We start from the raw sequence: 21588 nt of genomic DNA, 5'->3' as shown, positions 1-21588 counted from the left end.
CCATGGCGCAAATGACAATGATTCAAGCAATCACGGATGCGTTACGCGCAGAACTGAAAAATGACGAAAATGTCTTAGTTTTCGGAGAAGACGTTGGTGTAAACGGCGGCGTATTCCGTGCGACAGAAGGATTGCAAAAAGAATTCGGTGAAGACCGTGTGTTTGACACGCCGCTTGCTGAATCTGGTATCGGCGGTCTTGCCCTTGGTTTAGGCTTAAACGGCTTCCGTCCTGTAATGGAAATCCAATTCTTCGGATTTGTTTACGAAGTAATGGATTCGGTTTCTGGCCAAATGGCTCGTATGCGTTACCGTTCTGGCGGCCGCTGGACGTCACCAGTAACAATTCGTTCTCCATTCGGCGGCGGTGTTCATACTCCTGAACTTCACGCTGACAGCTTAGAAGGTCTTGTTGCCCAACAGCCTGGTATCAAAGTTGTGATTCCATCAACTCCTTACGATGCTAAAGGACTTTTAATTTCTGCGATCAGAGACAATGATCCTGTTGTTTTCTTAGAGCATATGAAACTTTATCGTTCTTTCCGTCAGGAAGTTCCTGAAGAAGAATACACAATTGAGCTTGGCAAAGCTGACGTGAAACGTGAAGGTACTGACCTTTCAATCATCACTTACGGCGCAATGGTTCACGAATCATTAAAAGCTGCCGAGGAGCTTGAAAAAGACGGCATTTCTGCTGAGGTTGTCGACCTTCGCACTGTAAGCCCGCTTGATATCGATACAATCATCGCATCTGTCGAAAAAACAGGGCGCGCGATTGTTGTTCAAGAGGCACAAAAACAAGCCGGTGTTGGTGCAAACGTAGTAGCAGAAATTAACGACCGTGCGATCTTAAGCTTGGAAGCGCCTGTACTTCGTGTGGCTGCGCCTGATACAGTATTTCCTTTCTCTCAAGCAGAAAGCGTATGGCTTCCAAACCATAAAGACGTTCTTGAAACAGCAAGAAAAGTACTTGAATTTTAATCAAACTGCATAATCGAGAGGGAAGATGAATGTTTTCCCTCTATTATATATCTGTTTTCAATGCTTACGATGTAAACTTTAAAATTGCTTAATCAAACTAGGAGGTCGAAAACTGTGGCATTTGAATTTAAACTTCCAGATATCGGGGAAGGTATCCACGAAGGCGAAATCGTAAAATGGTTTGTCAAGCCTAACGATGAGGTAGACGAAGATGATGTACTGGCTGAAGTCCAAAATGATAAAGCAGTAGTAGAAATTCCTTCACCTGTTAAAGGAAAAGTATTAGAATTAAAAGTTGAAGAGGGAACGGTTGCAACTGTTGGACAAACGATCATTACGTTTGATGCACCTGGTTACGAAGACCTTCAATTTAAAGGCAGCGAAGAGTCAGATGATGCGAAAACTGAAGCACAAGTTCAGTCAACTGCAGAAGCTGGACAAGACGTTGCGAAAGAAGAGCAAGCTCAAGAGCCTGCAAAAGCAACTGGCGCAGGTCAGCAGGATCAAGCAGAAGTTGACCCTAACAAACGCGTCATCGCTATGCCTTCTGTACGTAAATATGCTCGTGAAAAAGGCGTTGACATCCGTAAAGTAACTGGTTCAGGCAACAACGGACGTGTTGTGAAAGAAGATATCGACAGCTTTGTAAACGGAGGAGCGCAAGAAGCTGCTGCACCTCAAGAAACGGCTGCGCCTCAAGAAACAGCTGCTAAACCGGCTGCTGTACCAGCTCCTGAGGGCGAATTCCCAGAAACACGTGAAAAAATGAGCGGTATCCGTAAAGCAATTGCAAAAGCAATGGTTAACTCTAAACACACTGCTCCTCACGTAACGTTAATGGATGAAGTGGACGTAACAAACCTTGTTGCACATCGTAAACAGTTCAAACAGGTTGCTGCTGACCAAGGAATCAAGCTGACTTTCTTGCCTTACGTTGTAAAAGCACTTACATCTGCACTGAAAAAATTCCCTGTTTTAAACACGTCAATTGACGATAAAACAGAAGAAGTAGTCCAAAAACATTACTTCAACATCGGTATCGCTGCTGACACTGAAAAAGGCTTGCTTGTACCGGTTGTGAAAAATGCAGATCGTAAATCTGTCTTTGAAATTTCTGATGAAATCAATGGCCTTGCAACAAAAGCTCGTGAAGGCAAGCTTGCTCCAGCTGAAATGAAAGGCGCATCTTGCACAATTACAAACATCGGTTCTGCCGGCGGACAATGGTTCACTCCGGTTATCAACCATCCGGAAGTTGCGATTCTGGGTATCGGACGCATTGCAGAAAAAGCGATTGTTCGTGATGGCGAAATCGTAGCAGCTCCAGTCTTAGCTCTTTCTCTCAGCTTCGACCACCGTATGATCGACGGAGCAACTGCGCAAAATGCATTAAATCACATTAAGCGTTTACTGAACGATCCACAATTAATTTTAATGGAGGCGTAATGTTATGGTAGTAGGAGATTTCCCTATTGAAACAGATACTCTTGTAATCGGTGCGGGACCTGGCGGCTATGTAGCTGCCATCCGCGCTGCGCAGCTTGGACAAAAAGTAACAGTCGTTGAAAAAGCAACTCTTGGAGGCGTTTGTCTGAACGTTGGATGTATCCCTTCAAAAGCGCTGATCAATGCTGGCCACCGTTATGAGAATGCGAAGCATTCTGACGACATGGGAATCACGGCTGAGAACGTATCAGTTGATTTCACAAAAGTTCAAGAATGGAAAGCTTCTGTCGTAAACAAGCTTACTGGCGGTGTTGGAGGTCTTCTTAAAGGCAACAAAGTAGATGTTGTAAAAGGTGAAGCTTATTTTGTAGACAGCAATTCGGTTCGTGTTATGGATGAGAACTCTGCTCAAACATACACGTTCAAAAATGCAATCATTGCAACTGGTTCTCGTCCTATCGAATTGCCAAACTTCAAATATACTGAGCGTGTCCTAAATTCAACAGGCGCTTTGGCTCTTAAAGAAATTCCTAAAAAGCTCGTTGTGATCGGCGGCGGGTATATCGGAACTGAGCTTGGAACTGCGTATGCTAACTTTGGCACTGAGCTTGTTATTCTCGAAGGCGGAGAAGAAATTCTTCCTGGCTTTGAAAAACAAATGAGTTCTCTTGTTACACGCAGACTGAAGAAAAAAGGAAACGTTGAAATCCATACAAATGCGATGGCTAAAGGCGTTGAAGAAAGACCAGACGGCGTAACAGTTACGTTTGAAGTAAAAGGCGAAGAAAAAACGGTTGATGCTGATTATGTTCTGATCACAGTAGGACGCCGTCCAAACACTGATGAGCTTGGACTTGAGCAAGTCGGTATTGAAATGACGGACCGCGGTGTCGTGAAAACTGACAAACAGTGCCGCACTAACGTACCTAACATTTATGCAATCGGTGACATCATCGAAGGACCACCGCTTGCTCACAAAGCATCTTACGAAGGTAAAATCGCAGCAGAAGCTATCGCTGGAGAGCCTGCAGAAATCGATTACCTTGGTATTCCTGCGGTTGTCTTCTCAGAGCCTGAACTTGCATCAGTTGGTTACACTGAAGCGCAGGCAAAAGAAGAAGGTCTTGACATTGTTGCTGCTAAATTCCCGTTTGCAGCAAACGGACGTGCGCTTTCTCTTAACGAAACAGACGGCTTCATGAAGCTGATCACTCGTAAAGAGGACGGCCTTGTAATCGGTGCGCAAATCGCCGGTGCAAGTGCTTCAGATATGATTTCTGAATTAAGTTTAGCGATCGAAAGCGGCATGACTGCTGAAGATATCGCGATGACTATTCACGCTCACCCAACATTGGGCGAAATCACAATGGAAGCAGCTGAAGTGGCAATCGGAAGTCCGATTCACATCGTAAAATAATGCTCATATCAAAAACAGCCCTCGCTTAAAGCGGGGGCTGTTTTATTTATTTTGACAGCACATGCTGCAATGGTTTAATGATATCTTCTTTCTTTTTCACACATCCCTCGATTTTCACGACGACATGGCGTTGGTCAACAACCATAAGGGTAGGAACGGTTTCAATTTCATCTTCCCAGCCTTTTTTGTTATCATAAACCTTCATTTTATCTAATTGCTTAGGATAATCTTTTTCTAAATCAAGCAGTGCATCATAATATGGCGCTTCCTGATCAATTTGGTTTTCATCAGAAAAAAACAAAATTTGTGTATGATGAATATTGTCAATCCGGCTTTTTTTCATCGGATTGATGGTGGAAAGCGTACAGCCCGATAAAGCAAATACTATTATCAGTATGGGGAATACCGCGCGATATCGCATCTATCTTCTCCTCTGTATAAACAATAGTAAACTAGTTTTAGTTTATCATGAGTGGCGGCTTAATCTGCTCCTTGTTACCTAATTGTTATATAATTGAAACTGTTTTTAACGTGAGATTACATATCGTATCATTCGTTTAACATAGCGGTCTGGGGGTATAAGGAATGTGTGGCTGTGTTCTTTCATGAAAGTTTAAGAAAACACGAAATCACCTGATGTATTTTGCATATGTATCGATTAAAGCTGTTTTTTGGAGGATGAGATTGTATAGTGAAAAATAAAAAAGACACTATATATCATCATATATAAATTAAATGTGTTATACAATTGATGTTGACATTTTAAATGTGACATATTAATATAATAGCAACAAAAGAAATTAAGCGTTTTCAAAATTCAAAGAAATGGGGAATGAGAGATGGGAACGATTGTTTGCCAAGATTGCAACGAAGCCATTCATTACTTTGAAGATGAGAAAGTGACAACATTATACGGATCATGCTGCGGACAATGTCAATGTCCTGTTGATGAAGAGTAATAAAAAGCATGCGGCTTTGGGGACTGACCCCCGTTTTTAAGACAGGGATCAAAACACCTTTTAAACAGCCAATTGCCGATAGTTTATCGGTGATTGGTTGTTTAGTTTCGTTTGAATACGAATGTTGTTATAATAATAAATGTATTCTTTGACAGTGCGTTCTACGATGGCGGTCGTGGTTCGATCAATGCTGTTAAGATAGAACGTTTCAGACTTTAGTGAGGAATGAAACGATTCGATGGAGGCATTATCAGCGGGCGTCCCTTTACGGGACATGCTCATGGTAATGCCTTTTGTTTTAACTGCTTTCTGATACTCGTAAGATGTATACACAGATCCTTGGTCACTATGTAACACGCAGTTCTCAGGCAGTGTTGGCAGTTGATCAAGTGTGTGTAAGACAAAGTCTGTGTCCTGCTTATCTCCAATCGTAAAAGCAATCACTTCTCCATTGTATACATCCAATATACTGGAAAGGTATAATTGCTTCTGTCCATAAGGCAAATACGTGATGTCCGTTACTAGTTTTTCAAGAGGATGATCAGACTGAAAGTTCCGATCTAATATATTATCGACCACGGCATATGGCTGCCCATTCTTCTTGCGCTTTTTCACCTTAACCCGGCACTGCCATTGATTTTTCTGCATAATACGCTGAACCGTTTTATGGTTAATACACATTCCCTTTTTTAATATGGCTGTGATTTTTCGATATCCATATCGATACTTGTGCTCTCGGCACAACGTGCCGATTTGTCTTTCTAAATGGCGTTTAGGTTGATCCTTCGTCAGATTCTTCTTCCAACGATAATAAGACGCTCGGGAGATACCTAAATGAACACAGATATCCTGTACGGTCATTGATCGGTGCAATACTTCTACAAGTTCGACTGACGTTTGGCTATCAACTTCCTTTCCAATTCGTTGTACTTTTTTAAAACTTCATTCTGTTGTCTCAGGTAACGATTCTCTGCCTGTAGTTTCTCTATTTCGGAAGAATACTCCGGACCTTTTCCGTAAGTATATTGCTTTCCAACAGGCTGTTCAAATCGATGTGTATCACCAGCCTTATACCATCTGACCCATGTCTGAACCTGTGTCTTATTCTTAATATTCAATTTCTGCATGATCTCTTTCATCGGCACGCCTGCCAATCTCATGTCTACAGCCTTCTGTTTCACTTCAAGCGGATAACTCACTCTTGTCCCCATAAAAAAAACACCTCCAAGTCTAATTTCGGATAACAATCATCCGTATTCAAACTTGAAGGTGTTTTTATTTGTCTCATCTTATGGGGTCAGTCCCTTTGGCCGCATGCTTTTTATTTATTGTATCGCTTTTTGTTCTTTAATGACCCGAATCATGTTTAGAGTTGAGTCTTCAGGTCCTTGAACCGGCAGGCCTGCGTCAAGATTCTTAAAAATGTAGCTGATGTTGTCTTCTGTAATAATTTCACCAGGAATGAAGATCGGAATACCAGGAGGATATACCATGACAAATTCAGCGATAATCCGTCCAGATGCTTCTTTTAATGGAATGACCTCCGTATTGGCATAGAAAGCATCACGCGGAGTCATTGCCAATAAAGGGATTTCCGGAAGCAGTACCTCAGTTTGCTGGTGTGTTATATCTTTTTCTGACATATGATATGCAATCTCTGTTAATGCCTCTACAAGCTGATCTGCGTCATTTTGGCTGTCACCAGGGGTGAAAATACATAAAATATTGTACAAATCGGATAGTTCCACTTCAATATTAAAGGATTCTCGAAGCCATTTTTCAACATCATGCCCTGTAAGTCCAAGATTTTTAACAGAGATAATCAATTTTGTCGGGTCATAGCTGTAAGCTGCTTTTGAACCGAGAATCTCAGAACCGACACAATACATGCCTTCAATCTGATTGAGGCGGTCTCTCGTCTGGTTGGCAAGCTTCAGTGTCTCTTCGGCAAGCTGATGGCCTTCTGTCGCCAGACGTTTTCTGGCAACATCCAGAGAGGCAAGAAGTAAGTAAGATGTAGACGTTGTTGTCAGCATACTCAGGATGGATTGCACTCTGTCTTTAGAAACGAGGCCCTCTCTCATGTTTAAAATAGAGCTTTGCGTCAATGATCCTCCCAGCTTGTGTACACTTGTAGCTGCTATATCCGCCCCTGCCTGCATGGCTGAAAGCGGCAATTCGTCGTGAAAGTGAATGTGAACGCCGTGTGCTTCATCAACTAGAACGGGCACATCAAACGAATGAGCGAGTTCAACAATGCTTTTTAAATCAGCTGCAACACCGAAATAAGTCGGATTGATAACAAGAAGCCCTTTTGCGTCTGGATGCTCGGTTAGCGCCCGTTTAGCAGACTCGAGCGTAATGCCGTGAGAGATGCCCAATTCATTGTCAATTTCAGGATGAATAAAGATTGGAATTGCTCCGGAAAATACAATAGCTGTCATGATTGATTTGTGCACATTTCTTGGAATAATAATTTTATCTCCAGGTCCGCAAACAGCCATCACCATTGTCATAATGGCGCCGCTTGTTCCTTGAACAGAAAAAAATGTGTGATCCGCGCCAAATGCTTCAGCCGCCAGATCCTGTGCCTGCTTGATGATGCCTTTAGGCGCGTGCAGGTCATCTAATGGTTCAATATTGATTAAATCTATGCTTAACGCGTTTTCACCGATAAATTGTCTGAATTCCGGGTCCATTCCTGCCCCTTTTTTATGGCCGGGAATGTGGAATTGAACAGGCTGTCTGCTTGCGTGCTTTTTCAGTCCTGTATATAAGGGTGTTTCATGTTGCGACAATTGTTTTCCCACCTTTGTAATCATACCTATGCATAATAGTGTGTATTAAAATCAGTTTCTCAACCGTTTTTTAGACGTAAAACAAATGAATTATATTATGAACTTGAAAGAATGTAAAGAACAATTTATGATCTAATGAAGATGCTTTCTCTTGAAGGAAGCAAATCTATAAGGAGTGAAGAAAATGGAGTACCAATATCCGATGAATGAAGATTGGACAACCGAAGAAGCAGTGGATGTGATTGCGTTTTTCCAGCAGGTTGAGCTTGCATATGAAAAAGGCGCAGATCGTGAAGAGCTTCTTAAAGCTTACCGCCGTTTCAAGGAAATTGTACCTGGAAAGGCTGAGGAAAAAAAGCTATGCGGTGAGTTTGAGGAACAAAGTACATACTCTCCTTATCGCACGGTGAAACAGGCGAGAGAATCTGAGCATGCGAAGATTAAGATGTAAGAAAGAGCCGGAGGCATTTCATGCCCCGGCTCTTGTTTATGCTCGTGATACCTTTTGGGTGAATCGGTACAAGAAAGCAAGTTGCTGAAAGGCATCGTCGATGCGCTGAAGGAATTCCTGGTTATTCATATTCAGCACTTCTTCTTTTTGAAGCTGAATGCCGCATAACAGCTCGGCTTTCTTTACAGTCTGCAAACGCTCAAACAACGTCTTCAGCTGTTCCTTGTCCATTTCAGACTGCTTATGTACTCCCGGTTTTGTGTGGTCTGCGGACCAAACGAAGCTGTCTGGAATATTCTTTGTTATGGTTTCCTGATTCGCTTCAAGCAATTTGCCGTACTCTTCTTTGATAGGGGATTCATAAATAATCGCGAACCACACAAATACGTGGCTTTCCCATAAACCAATTTGAAAATGCGGCAGTTTTTTATAGCCTCTTTTGCTGTTTGCAAACGCCACCCAGCTGTCGGCAGGGGGATTGACGGATCTTCTTGCGTGCTTTGCCACATGCGGAAACATTTCATCTCCGGTTAAAGCAGATAAAGTCGGGGCGAAATGTTCGCCTAGAGCTGTAAGCTTCGGACGGACCGTCTCTTTTAGTACCTCCATGCGCGCGTCTAAGCCTTCTATTGTAAATGTGTTAAAGTCTTCTTCTGTAAAACGCATTTGAGTCATCGTTTTCCTCCTTCATGCAAGTAAACATATTTTATCACAGTTCATACGAGCGTCAAAAGATTGAGCACGTTTGAAGAAAGGGGAAATGTGGTAATAAACGAATAGGTAAACACACAATTTTCAGAATCATGTTACACGTAAATAGAAGGATCATACGATATAAGAAGTAATCATTGTTGAATGGCGAAATGGGATGCTTTTTTACAAACAAATGATCTCTGGAAGGGGCGAAAGACAATGAGGCAAGTTGTGAAAGAGGGATTTAAGGAAGAGAAAGACAATCGTGTAGCTGTCTGGAGACTAGAGGTTGATTATGAATTGGCAACCCTGTATGAAGCAATGCAAAAAGAAAATGAAGAACAGGTTGAACAAAGCAAAAACAAACTTGAGCGACTCAGAAAAGAATGGATTCGTCTTAACGGGTAAAAGCGATAGTGAAAACGAACCGCGTGAATGGTTCGTTTTTACATGAGAAGGGATATTTTTCATTTTCCTTGCTTTTTCACCGCCGTTATCAGTATCCTATAAAATAAAAGGTCTACATAGAAGAGAGGGCACATACGAATGGCAAATTGGACGGAAATTGATGAAATTGCAAAAAAATGGGTAAGAGAAGCAGGCGCGAGAATAAAACAATCTATGCATAAAAATCTGACGATTGAAACGAAATCAAATCCGAATGATTTAGTCACCAATATTGACAAAGAAACGGAAAAATTTTTCATTGATCGCATTCAAGAAACGTTCCCGGGGCACCGCATACTCGGCGAAGAAGGGCAAGGAGACAAACTCCACTCACTGGAAGGAGTTGTCTGGATAATCGATCCGATTGATGGGACGATGAATTTTGTTCACCAGCAAAGAAATTTTGCGATTTCAATCGGGATATTTGAAAATGGAGAAGGGAAAATCGGATTAATTTATGATGTGGTGCATGATGAGCTTTATCACGCATTTAGCGGCAGAGGAGCTTATATGAATGAAACGAAGCTGGCGCCTTTAAAAGAAACTGTCATTGAAGAAGCCATTCTTGGCATTAACGCGACATGGATAACAGAAAACAGAAGAATTGATCCGAGTGTGTTAGCGCCCCTTGTAAAAAGAGTCAGAGGCACACGCTCCTACGGCTCTGCTGCTTTAGAGCTGGCGAATGTCGCGGCCGGCAGAATAGATGCTTACATCACAATGAGGCTTGCGCCATGGGATTATGCGGCCGGCTGTGTACTGTTAAATGAAGTAGGAGGCATTTATTCGACCATTGAGGGTGAGCCGTTTACCTTTTTAGAAAATCACGGTGTTCTGGCCGGCAATCCTGCTATACATAAAACAATATTTGAGGAGTACCTTCGTGCTGGAAAGTAGGTTATTTGAACAGGACGACCTCAGCTTGTTAGAGGCGCTCGCAGAGGCTCATCCTGTCTGGAGAGATGAGGAGTTTGGGGAGAAAGATGCTGAAAGCTATATGATCTCCTACTCCATGTACAACGGCTCCTGGCTTGTATGGGAAAAAGACGGCCAGCCTGTTGCCCTCAGCTATCATCTCGAGTGGGCGCCTTCTAACGGAAAACCATGGCTGGGAACGGTGCTGGTAGACCCCGCTGAAGAAAAAAAGGGGCATGCGAGCATGATCGTTGAACGGATCAGCACATCGCTCAAGGCCCGACACAAAGCGATGTTTGCGGCAGTTCCCATTGACCGCAGTGAATGGATCTTGTTTTTGAGCCAATGCGGGTTTGAACAGCTGAAAACGGAAAAAGATGAGAAAGGCAAATCATTTATGATCTTGGTGAAGCCTTTAGCGAAAGCTGCCGTATGATAACGGCAGCTTATTTTTGTAAGCTGTTAACCATAAAAAGCCTCCCGAAAATGAGAGGCGAATCTATGATAAAAGAAACATTATTTTTTCACCGCATGAATATAATGAATCGTTTCAAACGCCGATAAATCGTCTGTTCGATTGCCAAAGAAAAGGTCATGAATGTCGTCGGGTGTTAGATGTTCATAGATCAGTAAACCTGCTGACTCTAACATTTGTTCCATTTCTTGATAAGTAAAACATGATGTCATTGGTTCTCCGCTTGCAGCAGCCATCTTCACCATATGTTCAACTCGGTTTGACTTCCCTTTTGCAGTAAAGAGTGTTTCATCGGCATAATCAAAAACGATAGAACTCCCTGAGGGGACATGAGAAAATAATTGTGTAATCAGGCTTGCATTTTCTTCTTTTGTTATATAATAAGAGACTCCCAGAAGGCTAAAGAATGTTTTTATGTTTTCAAATCCTTCATTTATAAGAGGCTGATAGGAAAACGTTTTGGTAAAATCCATAGGAACATAGTGAAGAAAATCAGGGATGGTCAGCTTAGCCTCCTTCAGCTTACTCTTTTTGAATTGCTGTGTGGCCGGATGATCAACTTCGAAAACTTGTAACGTGTTTTCTAATTCAGGATGCCGAAAACAGAAAGTATCCAATCCGGCGCCAAGAATGACATATTGCTTTGCTCCCAGCATTAATTCGTTGTGCAAGACTTTTTCGCAATACGAAGCACGTGCTAAGGGCGTCGGGGAAAGCTGTACTTGTGTAACCCACTTTAATATCTCTTCTGGATCATGTTGCAGACGATCGGCGATCTCTTTGTTGAAAAACGATATTCCTTGAATCATATTCTTGCTAATGTTGGTAAACTCTTCTTCGTTAATGAGATCTTTTGCGATAAAATCGTCAAAAATGAGAGATGTGTCATATTGGCTGTGATACGCACGGGCATAAGCTGAGATCAAAGACGTTAAGCTGGACTCATTTTTCTTCATGAAATGATCCTCCCATAAAAAATAAGATTCCCCTGGCCAGGAGAATCTTATTATACAAACAAATATATTAATAGTAAATTATAGCATAAATAAATTTTTTGTCAATATATATTACTCTTTTTTGCATAGGGATGGAAGAAAATTGGAAGTCCTCCTCAACCCTGATGTTTGGTTGATTCATATTGTTACATATAACGAAACAAGCCTGAGTGATCTCAGGCTTGTCCCACATTACAATCCAACAGCATTCCAGGCCGCTTCAACTTTTGCGGCATCAGTTGAGCCGTACAAGTCGCGGGCAGACTGAATAAGAGCTGCCTTGGCATCTTTGAACGTGGAAGAAGGCGTGAGGTACGTTGTTAACGCACGGTAATAGATTTGCTGTGATTTAGAGACACCAAGCTTTGTAATGGTATTGTAAGCGGCTTTATTTGGAATTCCGCTGTTTGTGTGTACGCCGCCATAATCGCCTTCATCTGTGTTTGGAAGATTTCTGTAATCGGCGTAATGGTCAGGCTGACCGTATTTTGTTGGATTGGACAGGCTGCGGAGAGCCGGCTGGCTAACCGTAATGTCTTCACCGATATCCCAGTCTTCTGTATCGTTAAAGTAACCGAATACGTCAGAGAAAGATTCGTTCAATGCCCCTGGCTGATTTTCATAGATCAGGTTGGCCGTTTCTTGAGTAACACCATGTGTCATTTCATGCGCAGTCACATCTAAAGAGCCGGAAAGCGGAGAGAAGAATGAACCGTCGCCGTCACCGTAAATCATTTGGTCCCCTGTCCATGCAGCATTGTTGTATTTAGTGCCGTAGTGAACGGAAGAAACGATCTTGCTGCCTTTATTATCATAGCTGTTTCGTTTAAATGTCGAATAAAAATAATCATATACTTTACCAAGGTTATAGTGGGCGTCAACTGCTGCCCGTTGGGATGAAGATGTGAATGCTTTCGTTGTGTTTGAGACAAGCGTTCCCGGAAGGCGGCTTTGTCTGTTTTGCAAGTCATATGTGATGATTTGCGTGCCTGTTGGTTTTGAAAGATCTCTTAGAACGTATTTTCCGCTTTCATAAGAGATATTTAAAGGAACAGTTGCGCCCTTTAAAGTTGTTCCGGTTCCAGTGGTGGCAACATGCTCTACTTTATTTTGCTGTTTTAAAATGTCGCCTGTTTCGGCATCAACTAAGACTTCCCAATTTGCGGGTTCAGGCTCGATGTAGCGAATCGTCACGTCATAAGCAAGACGATAGCTGCCGTCCTTTGTTTCTACGGCTTTTAACTCGGCTTTATCGCTGTTTTTGGCCATTCCGTTAGAAACAGCGTCTGGTGATTTACCAATGGCTTTGAAAGCGAGTGCCAGCGCTTTGTCATAAGAGACTTTTTGTCTGTTTTCTGTTTTAGCAGCTGATTGATTGTGTAATTCACCATTGACCGCATAGACATTATCGGACTTATCGACGTGAATGATTACTTGTGAATCTTTAATAGGCACCCCATTAACCACAGGGGCATAACGAAAGTGCTTGTATCCAAGGGCGTCGGTCGTGCTTTCAACAAGCTTCAGCCTTTTGGCAGGGTCACCTTTAAAAATGTTGTTGTTCTTTTTCAAAAACTGTTTGACAGCCTTGTCATTTGGTGCAGATAGCCCTGATTGTGCAATTGCATTTTTGGAGAGGAAATGTGTTTGATTCTCTTTTAGCTGAGGATTTTCAGCAGCCTGAACACCTGGAAGGCTGATTGACAAACTCATAAACGATGCAGCGACAACAATAGACAATTTCTTACCTAAACCCACAATAAATCCCCCTTTTAGAAAATACAGAATAATCTTTATATTGTTATATTAAACTGGCATTCTGGAATACTCAACAAAAACTAACATAACTAGACAAAATTGATAGAATTGTCCTGTGTTTATTTTTGTTGAATAATATCAAGATGAGTCGAGTGTCATGTGATGGCTCATTGCTAGAGTTATGTTTTTACATATCAAGAGGAAGATGAGATATTTTTGTTTCTTCTTGAAACTTTTTGATAAGCCGGCTGTCTAACCGAGTGAGGCCTTAATAAGAAGTAAAGGATTGTTGTTCGTGTTGGATGTATTCAGTCATTATGTATTGCATTTTGAACGTTATTTTATATTAAGCAGACAAAGCACCTTGCTGATCCAATGGTCAATTGTTGTTCTGGCGTGCATATATCTAGTGGTGCATCACCCCAAAATAAACCGGTACAGCACGATGTTTTTGGCAGGTGTCTTATTACGGATTGTGTTGCTGGCCGGGGTGTCTGTTGAACTCATTCATCAGGTACAGGCTACAAACTTTACCAGCGCTTACTTAAGAGAGGACGGCAATGAACTGCTGCCGCTGGTGCATTTTTTGTTATACGGGTATGTGCTGCTGACGGCTTTTCACTATATGCTGATGCCTTGTAATCATGGTGGAAAAGGCATGTTTTATACGTTCGATCTTGCCGTTGTCAGTTTGCCGATCGTACAAATGATATTCAGTTTCTTTTCGTATTGGAAGGAATACCCGGATGGGGTCGAGCTGATTGTATTCGGGTTTCTGTTTTTCATCATTATTCTTCCTATTGTATTGAATCTATTGTTTTTCAAGCTGTATTGGAGAACAAATAAGTTTTTACTAGGTTTATTTTATACGCTGATTATCGGATTGCTCGTCTTGCTGCTTGTCCCATTTTCTGGGCATACCTTCATTGATTATGCTGCAGTGATGCCATACTCGATTTATTTGACAATGGCGGGATTTTTGATGAGCTATCATCTGTTTCAAAAGTCAGGCAAAGTTTATGTGCGTGTGAATAAGTGGCTGACGATGGCTGTCATTGTGTTTTTTATCTTGCTCTTAAATCCGATCTATAACGTAGGAACGGCTGCTTTCGCGGTATCAAAGCCAGCAAATGTTCATGACTCATTCAATTTTGTAGGAGAGCACATTTCATCTGAAAAAGCGGAACAGATTCTAAAGTCGTTTTTTCCTGCGGATGAGACATTGTATTTGCGCGGTACAAACATGGATGTGCATTATTTCTACTCATTTAAAAGCATGAATTATGAGGCAGATGTCGATGAAGTATCCCAGCTGATACGTAATTATCAGTATTTGAAAAAACCGCATGGGAAAACGCTGATTGATCAGGAGTACGTACGGAAGTCCATTGCTTTCCTTGAGCAGCACGGACGTGTGTTAAATAAGGATCATATCGAAACAACGGTATCTAAGGAAGACGGCCAGACAGCCGTTCGTATATTCCTGAAAAATCAATTTCATAAAAAAGATCATGATGATGGAGCTGTATTTTATTGGGAAAAGGAAACCTTAATGGGCTTTAGCGAAGACCCTTCGATTTATCAGCTTGATTCTCTTCAGCATGTTCATATCACAGAACAGGACATACATGATAAAGTGAATGAAATGTTTACAGATTTAAAAATACCGAAAGAGACTTATCAAATCGCAGATATTGAAATCGACAGCATGCTTGGTAACTTGGTGCGCGTTGAAACTAGGGATGGAATTGTTTTGGAATTCGAGAGTGAATCCGGTTGCTTACATAGTCTTTCGCTTCCAATGAAAAAGAATATTTCACTGAAAAACAACCAGCTGCAGCGGCAGATATTATCGGTCTTCGATGCTGATGTATCAGAAATGAAAAAAAGCAGGCAGAGTGATGGGGTAGTGTATCATGATTCATCTAACATGTACGAGTTTTTTGAAGATCAGGGACTGTTACACGTTTATGCTTACAGTGATACATCAGATAAGACATTTCCGTATACGTATCGTAATGGCAAATTGGCTTATGAAAAAGTAGCTTCGGAATATCCGGATGTCATTTACAAAAAACGCATGCGTCCGATCATCGTTCGAAGTGGAAATGAACGCCATTATGCATGGCTGATCATTATTCAGCCGTTTGGCTCAAACCGCCATGATGCTTATGTGGTGGATGGAGACACACAAGAGGTGAAAAGTCTTTATGAATCATAAAGAAAAAGCGTCTGTATTTTTAGATTTATATGATCTATATAAAGAAGGAGAGCTAGAGGATGAATCAATGAAATGGATGAAACAGCAAGAGCCGTTATTTCAAAAGAATGTAGAGGGCTTAAAGAGTGAATCTTGTTCAGAGAGAAGCCCGGATGCTGAAGAAGAGAGCCAAATCAGACATATGAAAGTATACTTGACTGCCATGTATGCCTGTTTCATTTTAATGGCCATTTGGATGACGGTGTGGTTTTATTTTTAATGAAGCACAGGGATTCTATTGAGGACTTGTATCGACAGTATTACCAAGAAATTTTAAATTACTTATTCAGAAGAACTCATCATCTCGAAACAGCCAAGGACTTAGCGCAGGACACGTTTGTGAAGGCTCTTAACGGCCTGACTTCGTTCAGGGGACATTCTTCCATTAGAACGTGGCTTTACACCATTGCCCATCACACTTTTGTCAATTGGTACCGCAGGGATGTCAAATACCAATTTACTGATATCAGCAAGAATGAAGGATTAACGCAAGCCACTTATGAGCAGCCTGAACAGTATCTGTCACGGACTGTAGAAAGTGAGACCCTAAGGCAGGAGCTTCTGCAGTTAAAAGATCAGTATCAATCCGTTCTGATTTTAAGAGAATTTCAAGAGCTTTCTTATGAAGAAATCGCTGAGATATTGGGATGGAGCCTTTCAAAGGTGAAAACCACACTGCACCGGGCGAGATTAGAGCTAAAGAAAAACATAACGAAAAGAAGAGAGGAGGAGCGGATATGACCTGCTTTCTAGTAAGAGACCTGCTCCCTCTGTATCTTGAAGGTGATTGTAAATGTGAAACGGAACACGTCATTGAAGAGCATTTAAAGACATGCAGCAAATGCAGAGAAATGTATGAGATGATGGCTGAGCCTTTTGAATGGGAAGGTGGACAAGCCGTTGAGGAGGCTTTTCTGCCGGAAGAAGAATTGCGGTTTAAACAGAGGTACTACGGTTTGCTGATCGTTAAAGCTGCTTGCTGGTTTGGAGCGGCGGTTGCCGTGATGCTGATCATCAAACTGCTGATATAAAGAAAAGCGCTTGTCCGATACTGAAGTGACCCCCTAAAGTTAGACACGGGTTTTCATTAGGCAGTTTTTGAGGCATGAGTTCGGTATTGTACCGGACTCATGCCTTTTAGTTTTGCCTTTATTCGTTTTTGATTGTAGTAGTCAATATATCGTTCAAGTTCTTGCTTTAAGTGTTCGATACTTTCAAATTCTTTTAGGTACAGAAATTCAGACTTTAGGATGCCGAAGAAATTCTCGATCACTGCGTTATCGTAACAGTTGCCTTTTCGGGACATGCTTTGTGTAATCCCGCGTTCTTTTAAGGCTTGCCTATAATGCTTCATTTGGTAATGCCAGCCTTGGTCGGAATGCATAATGGGCTTGTCCCCATCTTTCAAATGCTTGAATGCCTGATCAAGCATCACCGAAACAAGAGAATAAACAGGCCTTAAACCAATCGTATAGGTAATGATCTCACCATTAAACAGATCTAATACGGGCGATACGTACAGCTTCTGCCCAAATAATTTGAACTCCGTCATGTCCGTGACCCATTTTTCATTTGGCTTTTCAGCTTTAAAGTTGCGCGCTAGAATGTTAGGCGCCACTTTGCCGATTGTTCCTTTATATGAACGATATTTCTTCTTTCGAATCATACATTTTAGTCCGAGGGCTTTCATGATGCGCTGCACCTCTTGTGATTGACCTTTCGTCCCCGATTCTTTAGTTCATCACGAATACGGCGGTATCCATACCGGCCTTGATGTTCTTTAAAAATAAGCTGAACCATCTTTTTTATGTCGGCATCTCGATCAGGGCGATCAAAATGCTTTACGCAGTAATAGTAGGTGCTGCGTGGGATACCTGCGAGCCTGAGAAGTGCTTTCACTGGATACTTATGCCTTAAATCATAGACTACTTGCGCTTTGTCTTGTTTGGTGATTGTTCCTTGTTTTGAACTAAGGCATTCAACTATTTTAAATACTCATTCTCCATACGCAACCGTTCGTTTTCCGCCTGTAATGCTTCTATTGATCCTATAGCTGGTGCTTGCTTTCCTGTTTTCTTTTTCATGGACGGACGCCCCTTTTTCTTTGTTTTGAGGGCGTCTGCTCCTTGTGTTTGTACTACGTGCTGCCAGTTCCAAAGCGTTGAGTCAGAAGGCAAATTAAATATCGCAGCTGTTTCTAAGATAGACGTCCCATGTTCATTCATATAGTCAAGTACGTCTAGTTTATATTGGACTGGATAATTTGTATATGACTTTAAGAACGCTTTTTCACCGTGATATTGATATTTTCTCACCCAATATTGGAGTACCCTTTTAGCACTCCAATATGATTTGCGATCCCAAGCAAACTCTCGTTGCCGTTTATATAGCGTAAGACCGCATTGATTTTTTCTTCGTTTTTAAATTTAGCCAAAAGAAAAAGCACCTCCAAATTTTAGACTGTGTCTAAAATTTGGGGTGCACTTCAATGTCGGCAAGCGCTTTTTTAGATTAAGCTTGAGGATGAATCATGTCGTAGATTGCAGCAAGCTGTTCTTGTGACAGAGCACTGAAGAATTTTTCATACACGTCAGCTTGCGAAGGTGACGCCCCTGCTTGTACCGCTGCCTCTTTATCATAGCTGTATACACCGTCTTGTAATACAATGGCTGCTTGAAGAATGTGAATCTTTAGGGAAGCAGCGGAGAACAATTGTTCAAGAGCGAGTGCTTCGTTTTCTGTGAAGCCAAGTTCAACTGCTTTTTCTGTATCAAATTTGTAATTTCCGTCCTCGACATACAGACATTTTGCAACGACGCTGAAAAATTCTGATGTCGACTCCCATAATGTTGCGATTATTTGAGCCTCTTCATTTGTCATTCCTAACTCAACAGCTTTTTCGCTGTCAAAATAATACACACCGTCTTGTTCGTATATACTTTGATTTAATATATCGATGAATGCATTGAGATCTTCGTTTGTGATTGTCTCATGCTGAACATGGACAGTCGTGTTATCAGCCAGAGTTTTTGCGCTGGCTGCATCAGGGCCGAACGTGAATAGAGCAGCTGAGGTTAGTGCGGCAGTCGTTAGCATCGCTTTTTTTACAAATATTTTCTTCATGTTTTTTTCTCTCCCTTTTATGAATTGTGATACAAATTCCATTATAGGGATATACTGGTGTCTTAAAAATAGGCTCTAAGATATGTTATGTATATCATTGCCGAACTACTTTTTGCTGGTGACATGTGTCATTTTAAGACGATTGGCGATGTATGAAATGCCGTTTTGCATCTTCCCGGCTAAGAAACAGGGGAGATAAGTCTTGGTGAAATGAAAAACACCGCTATCTTTGCGGTGTTTTTTGATTATAATGTTTCCGGCCGGGCAAAGCTTTTAATCAAGCAAGCCCTGCTCGCGCATTTTCTTTTTTAATGTAAATCCGCCGCCCATAACGGCGCAAACGAGTACAATGCTCCCTGCAATGCCTATGGCGCTTTTTTCAGCGATAAAGACGCCGATCAGCATTATGCTGAAAACCGCTGCAAATGCAAATAATAGGAAAAGCCAATTCGTTTTTTTCATATTTTCCATCCCCTTTTACGTCTTATAGTAAGTTTACTGAAAAACGTGACGCTTTTAAAGAGGAAGTGTGGTATAATATGAAAGTTATCTAATTTTTTTAGGAGATGAAAAAGTGAAACTTCGAAACGATCTTCGCAACATCGCGATTATTGCCCACGTTGACCATGGAAAAACGACTCTAGTCGATCAGCTTTTACATCAAGCTGGTACGTTCCGTGCCAACGAACAGGTTGCTGAACGCGCAATGGACTCTAATGATCTTGAACGCGAACGCGGCATTACAATTTTGGCGAAAAATACGGCGATTAACTATAAAGATACACGCATCAATATTTTGGATACCCCTGGACACGCAGACTTTGGGGGAGAGGTAGAACGGATTATGAAAATGGTTGACGGCGTACTTCTTGTCGTTGACGCATATGAAGGCTGTATGCCTCAAACTCGTTTTGTTCTGAAAAAAGCCCTTGAGCAAAACCTGAACCCGGTTGTTGTTGTCAACAAAATTGACCGTGACTTTGCTCGTCCTGAGGAAGTGATCGATGAGGTTCTTGATTTGTTCATTGAGCTTGATGCCAATGAAGAGCAGCTTGAATTCCCAGTGGTATATGCTTCAGCAATTAATGGTACAGCGAGTCTTGATCCGAAACAGCAGGATGAAAACATGGAATCTTTATATGAAACCATTATTAAGCATGTTCCGGCACCTGTTGAAAATGCAGAGGAGCCGCTTCAATTCCAAGTTGCCCTTCTTGACTACAACGACTATGTAGGCCGTATCGGAATCGGACGCGTATTCCGCGGTACGATGAAAGTCGGTCAGCAGGTTTCTCTTATGAAGCTTGACGGAACGGCTAAATCATTCCGTGTAACAAAGATTTTCGGTTTTCAAGGCTTAAAGCGGGTGGAAATTGAAGAAGCAAAAGCGGGAGACCTCGTTGCGGTTTCCGGTATGGAAGATATTAACGTAGGTGAAACGGTCTGCCCTGTAGACCATCAAGATCCGCTTCCAGTGCTTCGCATTGATGAACCGACACTTCAAATGACATTTGTCGTGAATAACAGCCCGTTCGCAGGCCGTGAAGGTAAATATGTAACAGCCCGCAAAATTGAAGAACGTCTTCATTCACAGCTTCAGACGGATGTGAGTTTGCGTGTTGAGCCGACAGCTTCTCCAGATGCTTGGGTTGTTTCCGGGCGCGGTGAGCTTCACTTGTCAATTTTAATTGAAAATATGCGCCGTGAAGGTTATGAGCTTCAAGTTTCAAAACCTGAAGTTATCATCAAAGAAATCGACGGCGTACGCTGTGAGCCTGTTGAGCGTGTGCAAATTGATGTTCCTGAAGAGCATACAGGCTCTGTCATGGAGTCAATGGGTGCCCGCAAAGGCGAAATGATTGACATGATCAACAATGGTAACGGCCAAGTCCGTCTTATCTTTACAGTTCCTTCCCGCGGACTGATCGGATACTCCACAGAGTTCTTATCATTAACACGCGGCTTTGGTATTCTCAACCATACGTTTGACAGCTACCAGCCGATGCAGGCGGGCCAAGTCGGCGGCCGCCGTCAAGGTGTGCTTGTATCAATGGAAAACGGAAAAGCGACATCTTATGGTATTCAAGGGATTGAAGACCGCGGTGTCATCTTCGTTGAACCGGGTACTGAAGTATACGAAGGAATGATTGTTGGAGAGCATAACCGTGACAACGATCTTGTTGTTAACGTCAGCAAAATGAAACAGCAGACGAACGTCCGCTCCGCGACAAAGGATCAGACAACAACAATTAAAAAAGCGCGCATCATGTCTCTTGAGGAATCTCTAGAGTACTTAAACGAAGATGAATACTGTGAAGTAACGCCTGAATCCATCCGTTTAAGAAAGAAAATCCTCAATAAAAACGAACGTGAAAAAGCGGCTAAAAAGAAAAAAACAGCAGGATTGTCTTAATCTCTTGCAGAATTTGAAAAGATAGAACCCGTACGTTTACAGGGGAGGGAATCTTTTTGAATGACGTAAGTGAACGCCTGTCGTTCTTTGCTGCTCTATATCAAGTAGACCGGCAGCCTGCGGCAGGCATGTGGCTTTTATACGGGACGATTTTTGTGTTGGCTGTTATTGTATTTAAGCTTGGATTTGCTAAACGGCTTCCGGTATTAAAATCAGCAGTGGTGTATGTCTTTCTGGCTTTAGGCTGCACAGTTTTGACCTTTTTAGGTGTGTTTTTACCCGTGGCAGAGGGATTGGTCGTCGCTGCGCTGATTTTAATCATTTACAAAATTCGGCTATATCAGTCGAAAAAGGGACAGTCTGCAAAATCATAAAAAGACTCAGCTGAGAAGCTGAGTCAGGCTGTCGAGAAAATCTCGACAGCCTTTATTTTTCCTTAAAATATCCATTCTTCTGTA

The 21588-nt window shown here is 41.9% G+C and carries 22 protein-coding genes and 1 pseudogene; 14 read left to right on the top strand and 9 right to left on the bottom strand.

Going from position 1 to position 21588, the window contains the following annotated elements:
* The first annotated feature begins 2 nt into the window (after window positions 1-2).
* From pdhB to lpdA, 3 genes are all read left to right on the top strand, one after another.
* Window positions 3-980: a pyruvate dehydrogenase complex E1 component subunit beta gene (gene pdhB / locus BV11031_RS10690; RefSeq protein ID WP_039073823.1), complete on the top strand. Its 978-nt coding sequence runs from the start codon at window positions 3-5 to the stop codon at window positions 978-980.
* A gap of 114 nt (window positions 981-1094) precedes the next feature.
* Window positions 1095-2426, top strand: coding sequence for a pyruvate dehydrogenase complex dihydrolipoyllysine-residue acetyltransferase (gene pdhC, locus BV11031_RS10685; RefSeq protein WP_039073824.1), 1332 nt, complete (start codon window positions 1095-1097; stop codon window positions 2424-2426).
* A gap of 4 nt (window positions 2427-2430) precedes the next feature.
* Entirely contained in the window at window positions 2431-3843 is a 1413-nt protein-coding gene (gene lpdA / locus BV11031_RS10680; RefSeq protein WP_010328449.1) for a dihydrolipoyl dehydrogenase, read from the top strand.
* A 46-nt stretch (window positions 3844-3889) separates the two neighbouring features.
* Here lpdA and slp read toward each other — a convergent pair whose 3' ends face one another.
* Window positions 3890-4264, bottom strand: a complete 375-nt coding sequence (slp, locus tag BV11031_RS10675) for a peptidoglycan-associated lipoprotein Slp (protein WP_010328448.1) — start codon at window positions 4262-4264, stop codon at window positions 3890-3892.
* 418 nt (window positions 4265-4682) lie between these two features.
* Between slp and BV11031_RS10670 the strand changes: the two genes are divergently transcribed.
* Window positions 4683-4802, top strand: a complete 120-nt coding sequence (locus BV11031_RS10670; RefSeq protein ID WP_082022512.1) for a GapA-binding peptide SR1P — start codon at window positions 4683-4685, stop codon at window positions 4800-4802.
* Between the two features lie 60 nt (window positions 4803-4862).
* Here the strand turns inward: BV11031_RS10670 and BV11031_RS10665 are convergent.
* A protein-coding gene (locus BV11031_RS10665) for an IS3 family transposase (protein WP_129550754.1) occupies window positions 4863-6013 on the bottom strand; the annotation gives its coding sequence in 2 pieces (ribosomal slippage) (window positions 4863-5740 and window positions 5740-6013; 1152 coding nt in all).
* A gap of 114 nt (window positions 6014-6127) precedes the next feature.
* On the bottom strand, window positions 6128-7600 hold the full coding sequence (gene speA, locus BV11031_RS10660; protein WP_010328446.1) for an arginine decarboxylase: 1473 nt from the start codon (window positions 7598-7600) through the stop codon (window positions 6128-6130).
* Between the two features lie 184 nt (window positions 7601-7784).
* Here speA and BV11031_RS10655 point away from each other — a divergent pair, with 184 nt between their 5' ends.
* Window positions 7785-8051, top strand: coding sequence for a UPF0223 family protein (locus BV11031_RS10655; RefSeq protein ID WP_010328445.1), 267 nt, complete (start codon window positions 7785-7787; stop codon window positions 8049-8051).
* A 36-nt stretch (window positions 8052-8087) separates the two neighbouring features.
* Here the strand turns inward: BV11031_RS10655 and BV11031_RS10650 are convergent, their stop codons facing one another.
* The gene (locus BV11031_RS10650) at window positions 8088-8726 is read right to left on the bottom strand and encodes a YktB family protein (RefSeq protein ID WP_010328444.1); all 639 of its coding nucleotides are present in this window, start codon (window positions 8724-8726) and stop codon (window positions 8088-8090) included.
* 237 nt (window positions 8727-8963) lie between these two features.
* On the opposite strand from BV11031_RS10650, the gene BV11031_RS10645 reads away from it, so the two are divergent.
* The 3 genes from BV11031_RS10645 to BV11031_RS10635 all read left to right on the top strand — a co-directional run bounded on the left by BV11031_RS10645 (window position 8964) and on the right by BV11031_RS10635 (window position 10542).
* On the top strand, window positions 8964-9152 hold the full coding sequence (locus tag BV11031_RS10645; RefSeq protein ID WP_010328443.1) for a hypothetical protein: 189 nt from the start codon (window positions 8964-8966) through the stop codon (window positions 9150-9152).
* 138 nt (window positions 9153-9290) lie between these two features.
* Window positions 9291-10088 carry an inositol-1-monophosphatase gene (suhB, locus tag BV11031_RS10640; RefSeq protein ID WP_010328442.1) on the top strand — a complete coding sequence of 266 codons (798 nt, stop codon included), beginning with the start codon at window positions 9291-9293 and terminating at the stop codon, window positions 10086-10088.
* 25 nt (window positions 10089-10113) lie between these two features.
* Window positions 10114-10542 (top strand): GNAT family N-acetyltransferase, encoded by a 429-nt coding sequence (locus BV11031_RS10635; protein ID WP_082246297.1) that lies wholly within the window; start codon window positions 10114-10116, stop codon window positions 10540-10542.
* A gap of 80 nt (window positions 10543-10622) precedes the next feature.
* Here the strand turns inward: BV11031_RS10635 and BV11031_RS10630 are convergent, their stop codons facing one another.
* Both BV11031_RS10630 and nprE read right to left on the bottom strand, forming a co-directional pair.
* On the bottom strand, window positions 10623-11537 hold the full coding sequence (locus BV11031_RS10630) for a class I SAM-dependent methyltransferase (protein WP_010328440.1): 915 nt from the start codon (window positions 11535-11537) through the stop codon (window positions 10623-10625).
* Window positions 11538-11768: 231 nt separating this feature from the next.
* The gene (gene nprE / locus BV11031_RS10625; RefSeq protein ID WP_010328439.1) at window positions 11769-13334 is read right to left on the bottom strand and encodes a neutral metalloprotease NprE; all 1566 of its coding nucleotides are present in this window, start codon (window positions 13332-13334) and stop codon (window positions 11769-11771) included.
* A 286-nt stretch (window positions 13335-13620) separates the two neighbouring features.
* On the opposite strand from nprE, the gene BV11031_RS10620 reads away from it, so the two are divergent.
* The 4 genes from BV11031_RS10620 to BV11031_RS10605 are packed head-to-tail and all read left to right on the top strand — an operon-like array spanning window position 13621 to window position 16625.
* Window positions 13621-15555, top strand: coding sequence for a hypothetical protein (locus BV11031_RS10620; protein WP_121642508.1), 1935 nt, complete (start codon window positions 13621-13623; stop codon window positions 15553-15555).
* The gene (locus BV11031_RS10615) at window positions 15545-15814 is read left to right on the top strand and encodes a hypothetical protein (protein WP_010328438.1); all 270 of its coding nucleotides are present in this window, start codon (window positions 15545-15547) and stop codon (window positions 15812-15814) included. The genes BV11031_RS10620 and BV11031_RS10615 overlap by 11 nt, the downstream gene beginning before the upstream one ends.
* Complete coding sequence (locus BV11031_RS10610; protein WP_010328437.1) at window positions 15814-16335, top strand: sigma-70 family RNA polymerase sigma factor; 522 nt, start codon at window positions 15814-15816, stop codon at window positions 16333-16335. Before BV11031_RS10615 ends, BV11031_RS10610 begins: the two co-directional genes overlap by 1 nt.
* Entirely contained in the window at window positions 16332-16625 is a 294-nt protein-coding gene (locus tag BV11031_RS10605) for an anti-sigma factor family protein (protein WP_010328436.1), read from the top strand. The genes BV11031_RS10610 and BV11031_RS10605 overlap by 4 nt, the downstream gene beginning before the upstream one ends.
* A gap of 56 nt (window positions 16626-16681) precedes the next feature.
* Here BV11031_RS10605 and BV11031_RS10600 read toward each other — a convergent pair.
* The 3 genes and pseudogenes from BV11031_RS10600 to BV11031_RS10590 all read right to left on the bottom strand — a co-directional run bounded on the left by BV11031_RS10600 (window position 16682) and on the right by BV11031_RS10590 (window position 19179).
* Window positions 16682-18028 (bottom strand): annotated as a pseudogene (locus BV11031_RS10600) (IS3 family transposase).
* 77 nt (window positions 18029-18105) lie between these two features.
* Entirely contained in the window at window positions 18106-18717 is a 612-nt protein-coding gene (locus BV11031_RS10595; RefSeq protein WP_010328434.1) for a hypothetical protein, read from the bottom strand.
* A gap of 273 nt (window positions 18718-18990) precedes the next feature.
* Window positions 18991-19179 (bottom strand): YlaF family protein, encoded by a 189-nt coding sequence (locus BV11031_RS10590; RefSeq protein WP_010328433.1) that lies wholly within the window; start codon window positions 19177-19179, stop codon window positions 18991-18993.
* A 112-nt stretch (window positions 19180-19291) separates the two neighbouring features.
* Here BV11031_RS10590 and typA point away from each other — a divergent pair, with 112 nt between their 5' ends.
* Together typA and BV11031_RS10580 are read left to right on the top strand one after the other, a co-directional pair.
* A complete protein-coding gene (gene typA / locus BV11031_RS10585; protein ID WP_010328432.1) occupies window positions 19292-21130 on the top strand; it encodes a translational GTPase TypA in 1839 nt (612 codons plus the stop codon).
* A gap of 56 nt (window positions 21131-21186) precedes the next feature.
* On the top strand, window positions 21187-21504 hold the full coding sequence (locus BV11031_RS10580) for a YlaH-like family protein (RefSeq protein WP_003232274.1): 318 nt from the start codon (window positions 21187-21189) through the stop codon (window positions 21502-21504).
* The last annotated feature ends 84 nt before the right edge of the window (window positions 21505-21588 follow it).

It is taken from the genome of Bacillus vallismortis (assembly GCF_004116955.1).
GTDB classification, from domain to species: domain Bacteria; phylum Bacillota; class Bacilli; order Bacillales; family Bacillaceae; genus Bacillus; species Bacillus vallismortis.
This window is presented reverse-complemented; position numbering and strand designations above follow the sequence as displayed.

Bases quoted from the DNA above. Each gene is read 5' to 3' on its own strand.
- pdhB (WP_039073823.1), top strand. From the start codon at position 3: ATGGCGCAAATGACAATGATTCAAGCAATCACGGATGCGTTACGCGCA.
- lpdA (WP_010328449.1), top strand. From the start codon at position 2,431: ATGGTAGTAGGAGATTTCCCTATTGAAACAGATACTCTTGTAATCGGT.
- slp (WP_010328448.1), bottom strand. From the start codon at position 4,264: ATGCGATATCGCGCGGTATTCCCCATACTGATAATAGTATTTGCTTTA.
- BV11031_RS10670 (WP_082022512.1), top strand. From the start codon at position 4,683: ATGGGAACGATTGTTTGCCAAGATTGCAACGAAGCCATTCATTACTTT.
- BV11031_RS10655 (WP_010328445.1), top strand. From the start codon at position 7,785: ATGGAGTACCAATATCCGATGAATGAAGATTGGACAACCGAAGAAGCA.
- BV11031_RS10650 (WP_010328444.1), bottom strand. From the start codon at position 8,726: ATGACTCAAATGCGTTTTACAGAAGAAGACTTTAACACATTTACAATA.
- BV11031_RS10645 (WP_010328443.1), top strand. From the start codon at position 8,964: ATGAGGCAAGTTGTGAAAGAGGGATTTAAGGAAGAGAAAGACAATCGT.
- suhB (WP_010328442.1), top strand. From the start codon at position 9,291: ATGGCAAATTGGACGGAAATTGATGAAATTGCAAAAAAATGGGTAAGA.
- BV11031_RS10630 (WP_010328440.1), bottom strand. From the start codon at position 11,537: ATGAAGAAAAATGAGTCCAGCTTAACGTCTTTGATCTCAGCTTATGCC.
- BV11031_RS10615 (WP_010328438.1), top strand. From the start codon at position 15,545: ATGAATCATAAAGAAAAAGCGTCTGTATTTTTAGATTTATATGATCTA.
- BV11031_RS10610 (WP_010328437.1), top strand. From the start codon at position 15,814: ATGAAGCACAGGGATTCTATTGAGGACTTGTATCGACAGTATTACCAA.
- BV11031_RS10605 (WP_010328436.1), top strand. From the start codon at position 16,332: ATGACCTGCTTTCTAGTAAGAGACCTGCTCCCTCTGTATCTTGAAGGT.
- BV11031_RS10595 (WP_010328434.1), bottom strand. From the start codon at position 18,717: ATGAAGAAAATATTTGTAAAAAAAGCGATGCTAACGACTGCCGCACTA.
- BV11031_RS10590 (WP_010328433.1), bottom strand. From the start codon at position 19,179: ATGAAAAAAACGAATTGGCTTTTCCTATTATTTGCATTTGCAGCGGTT.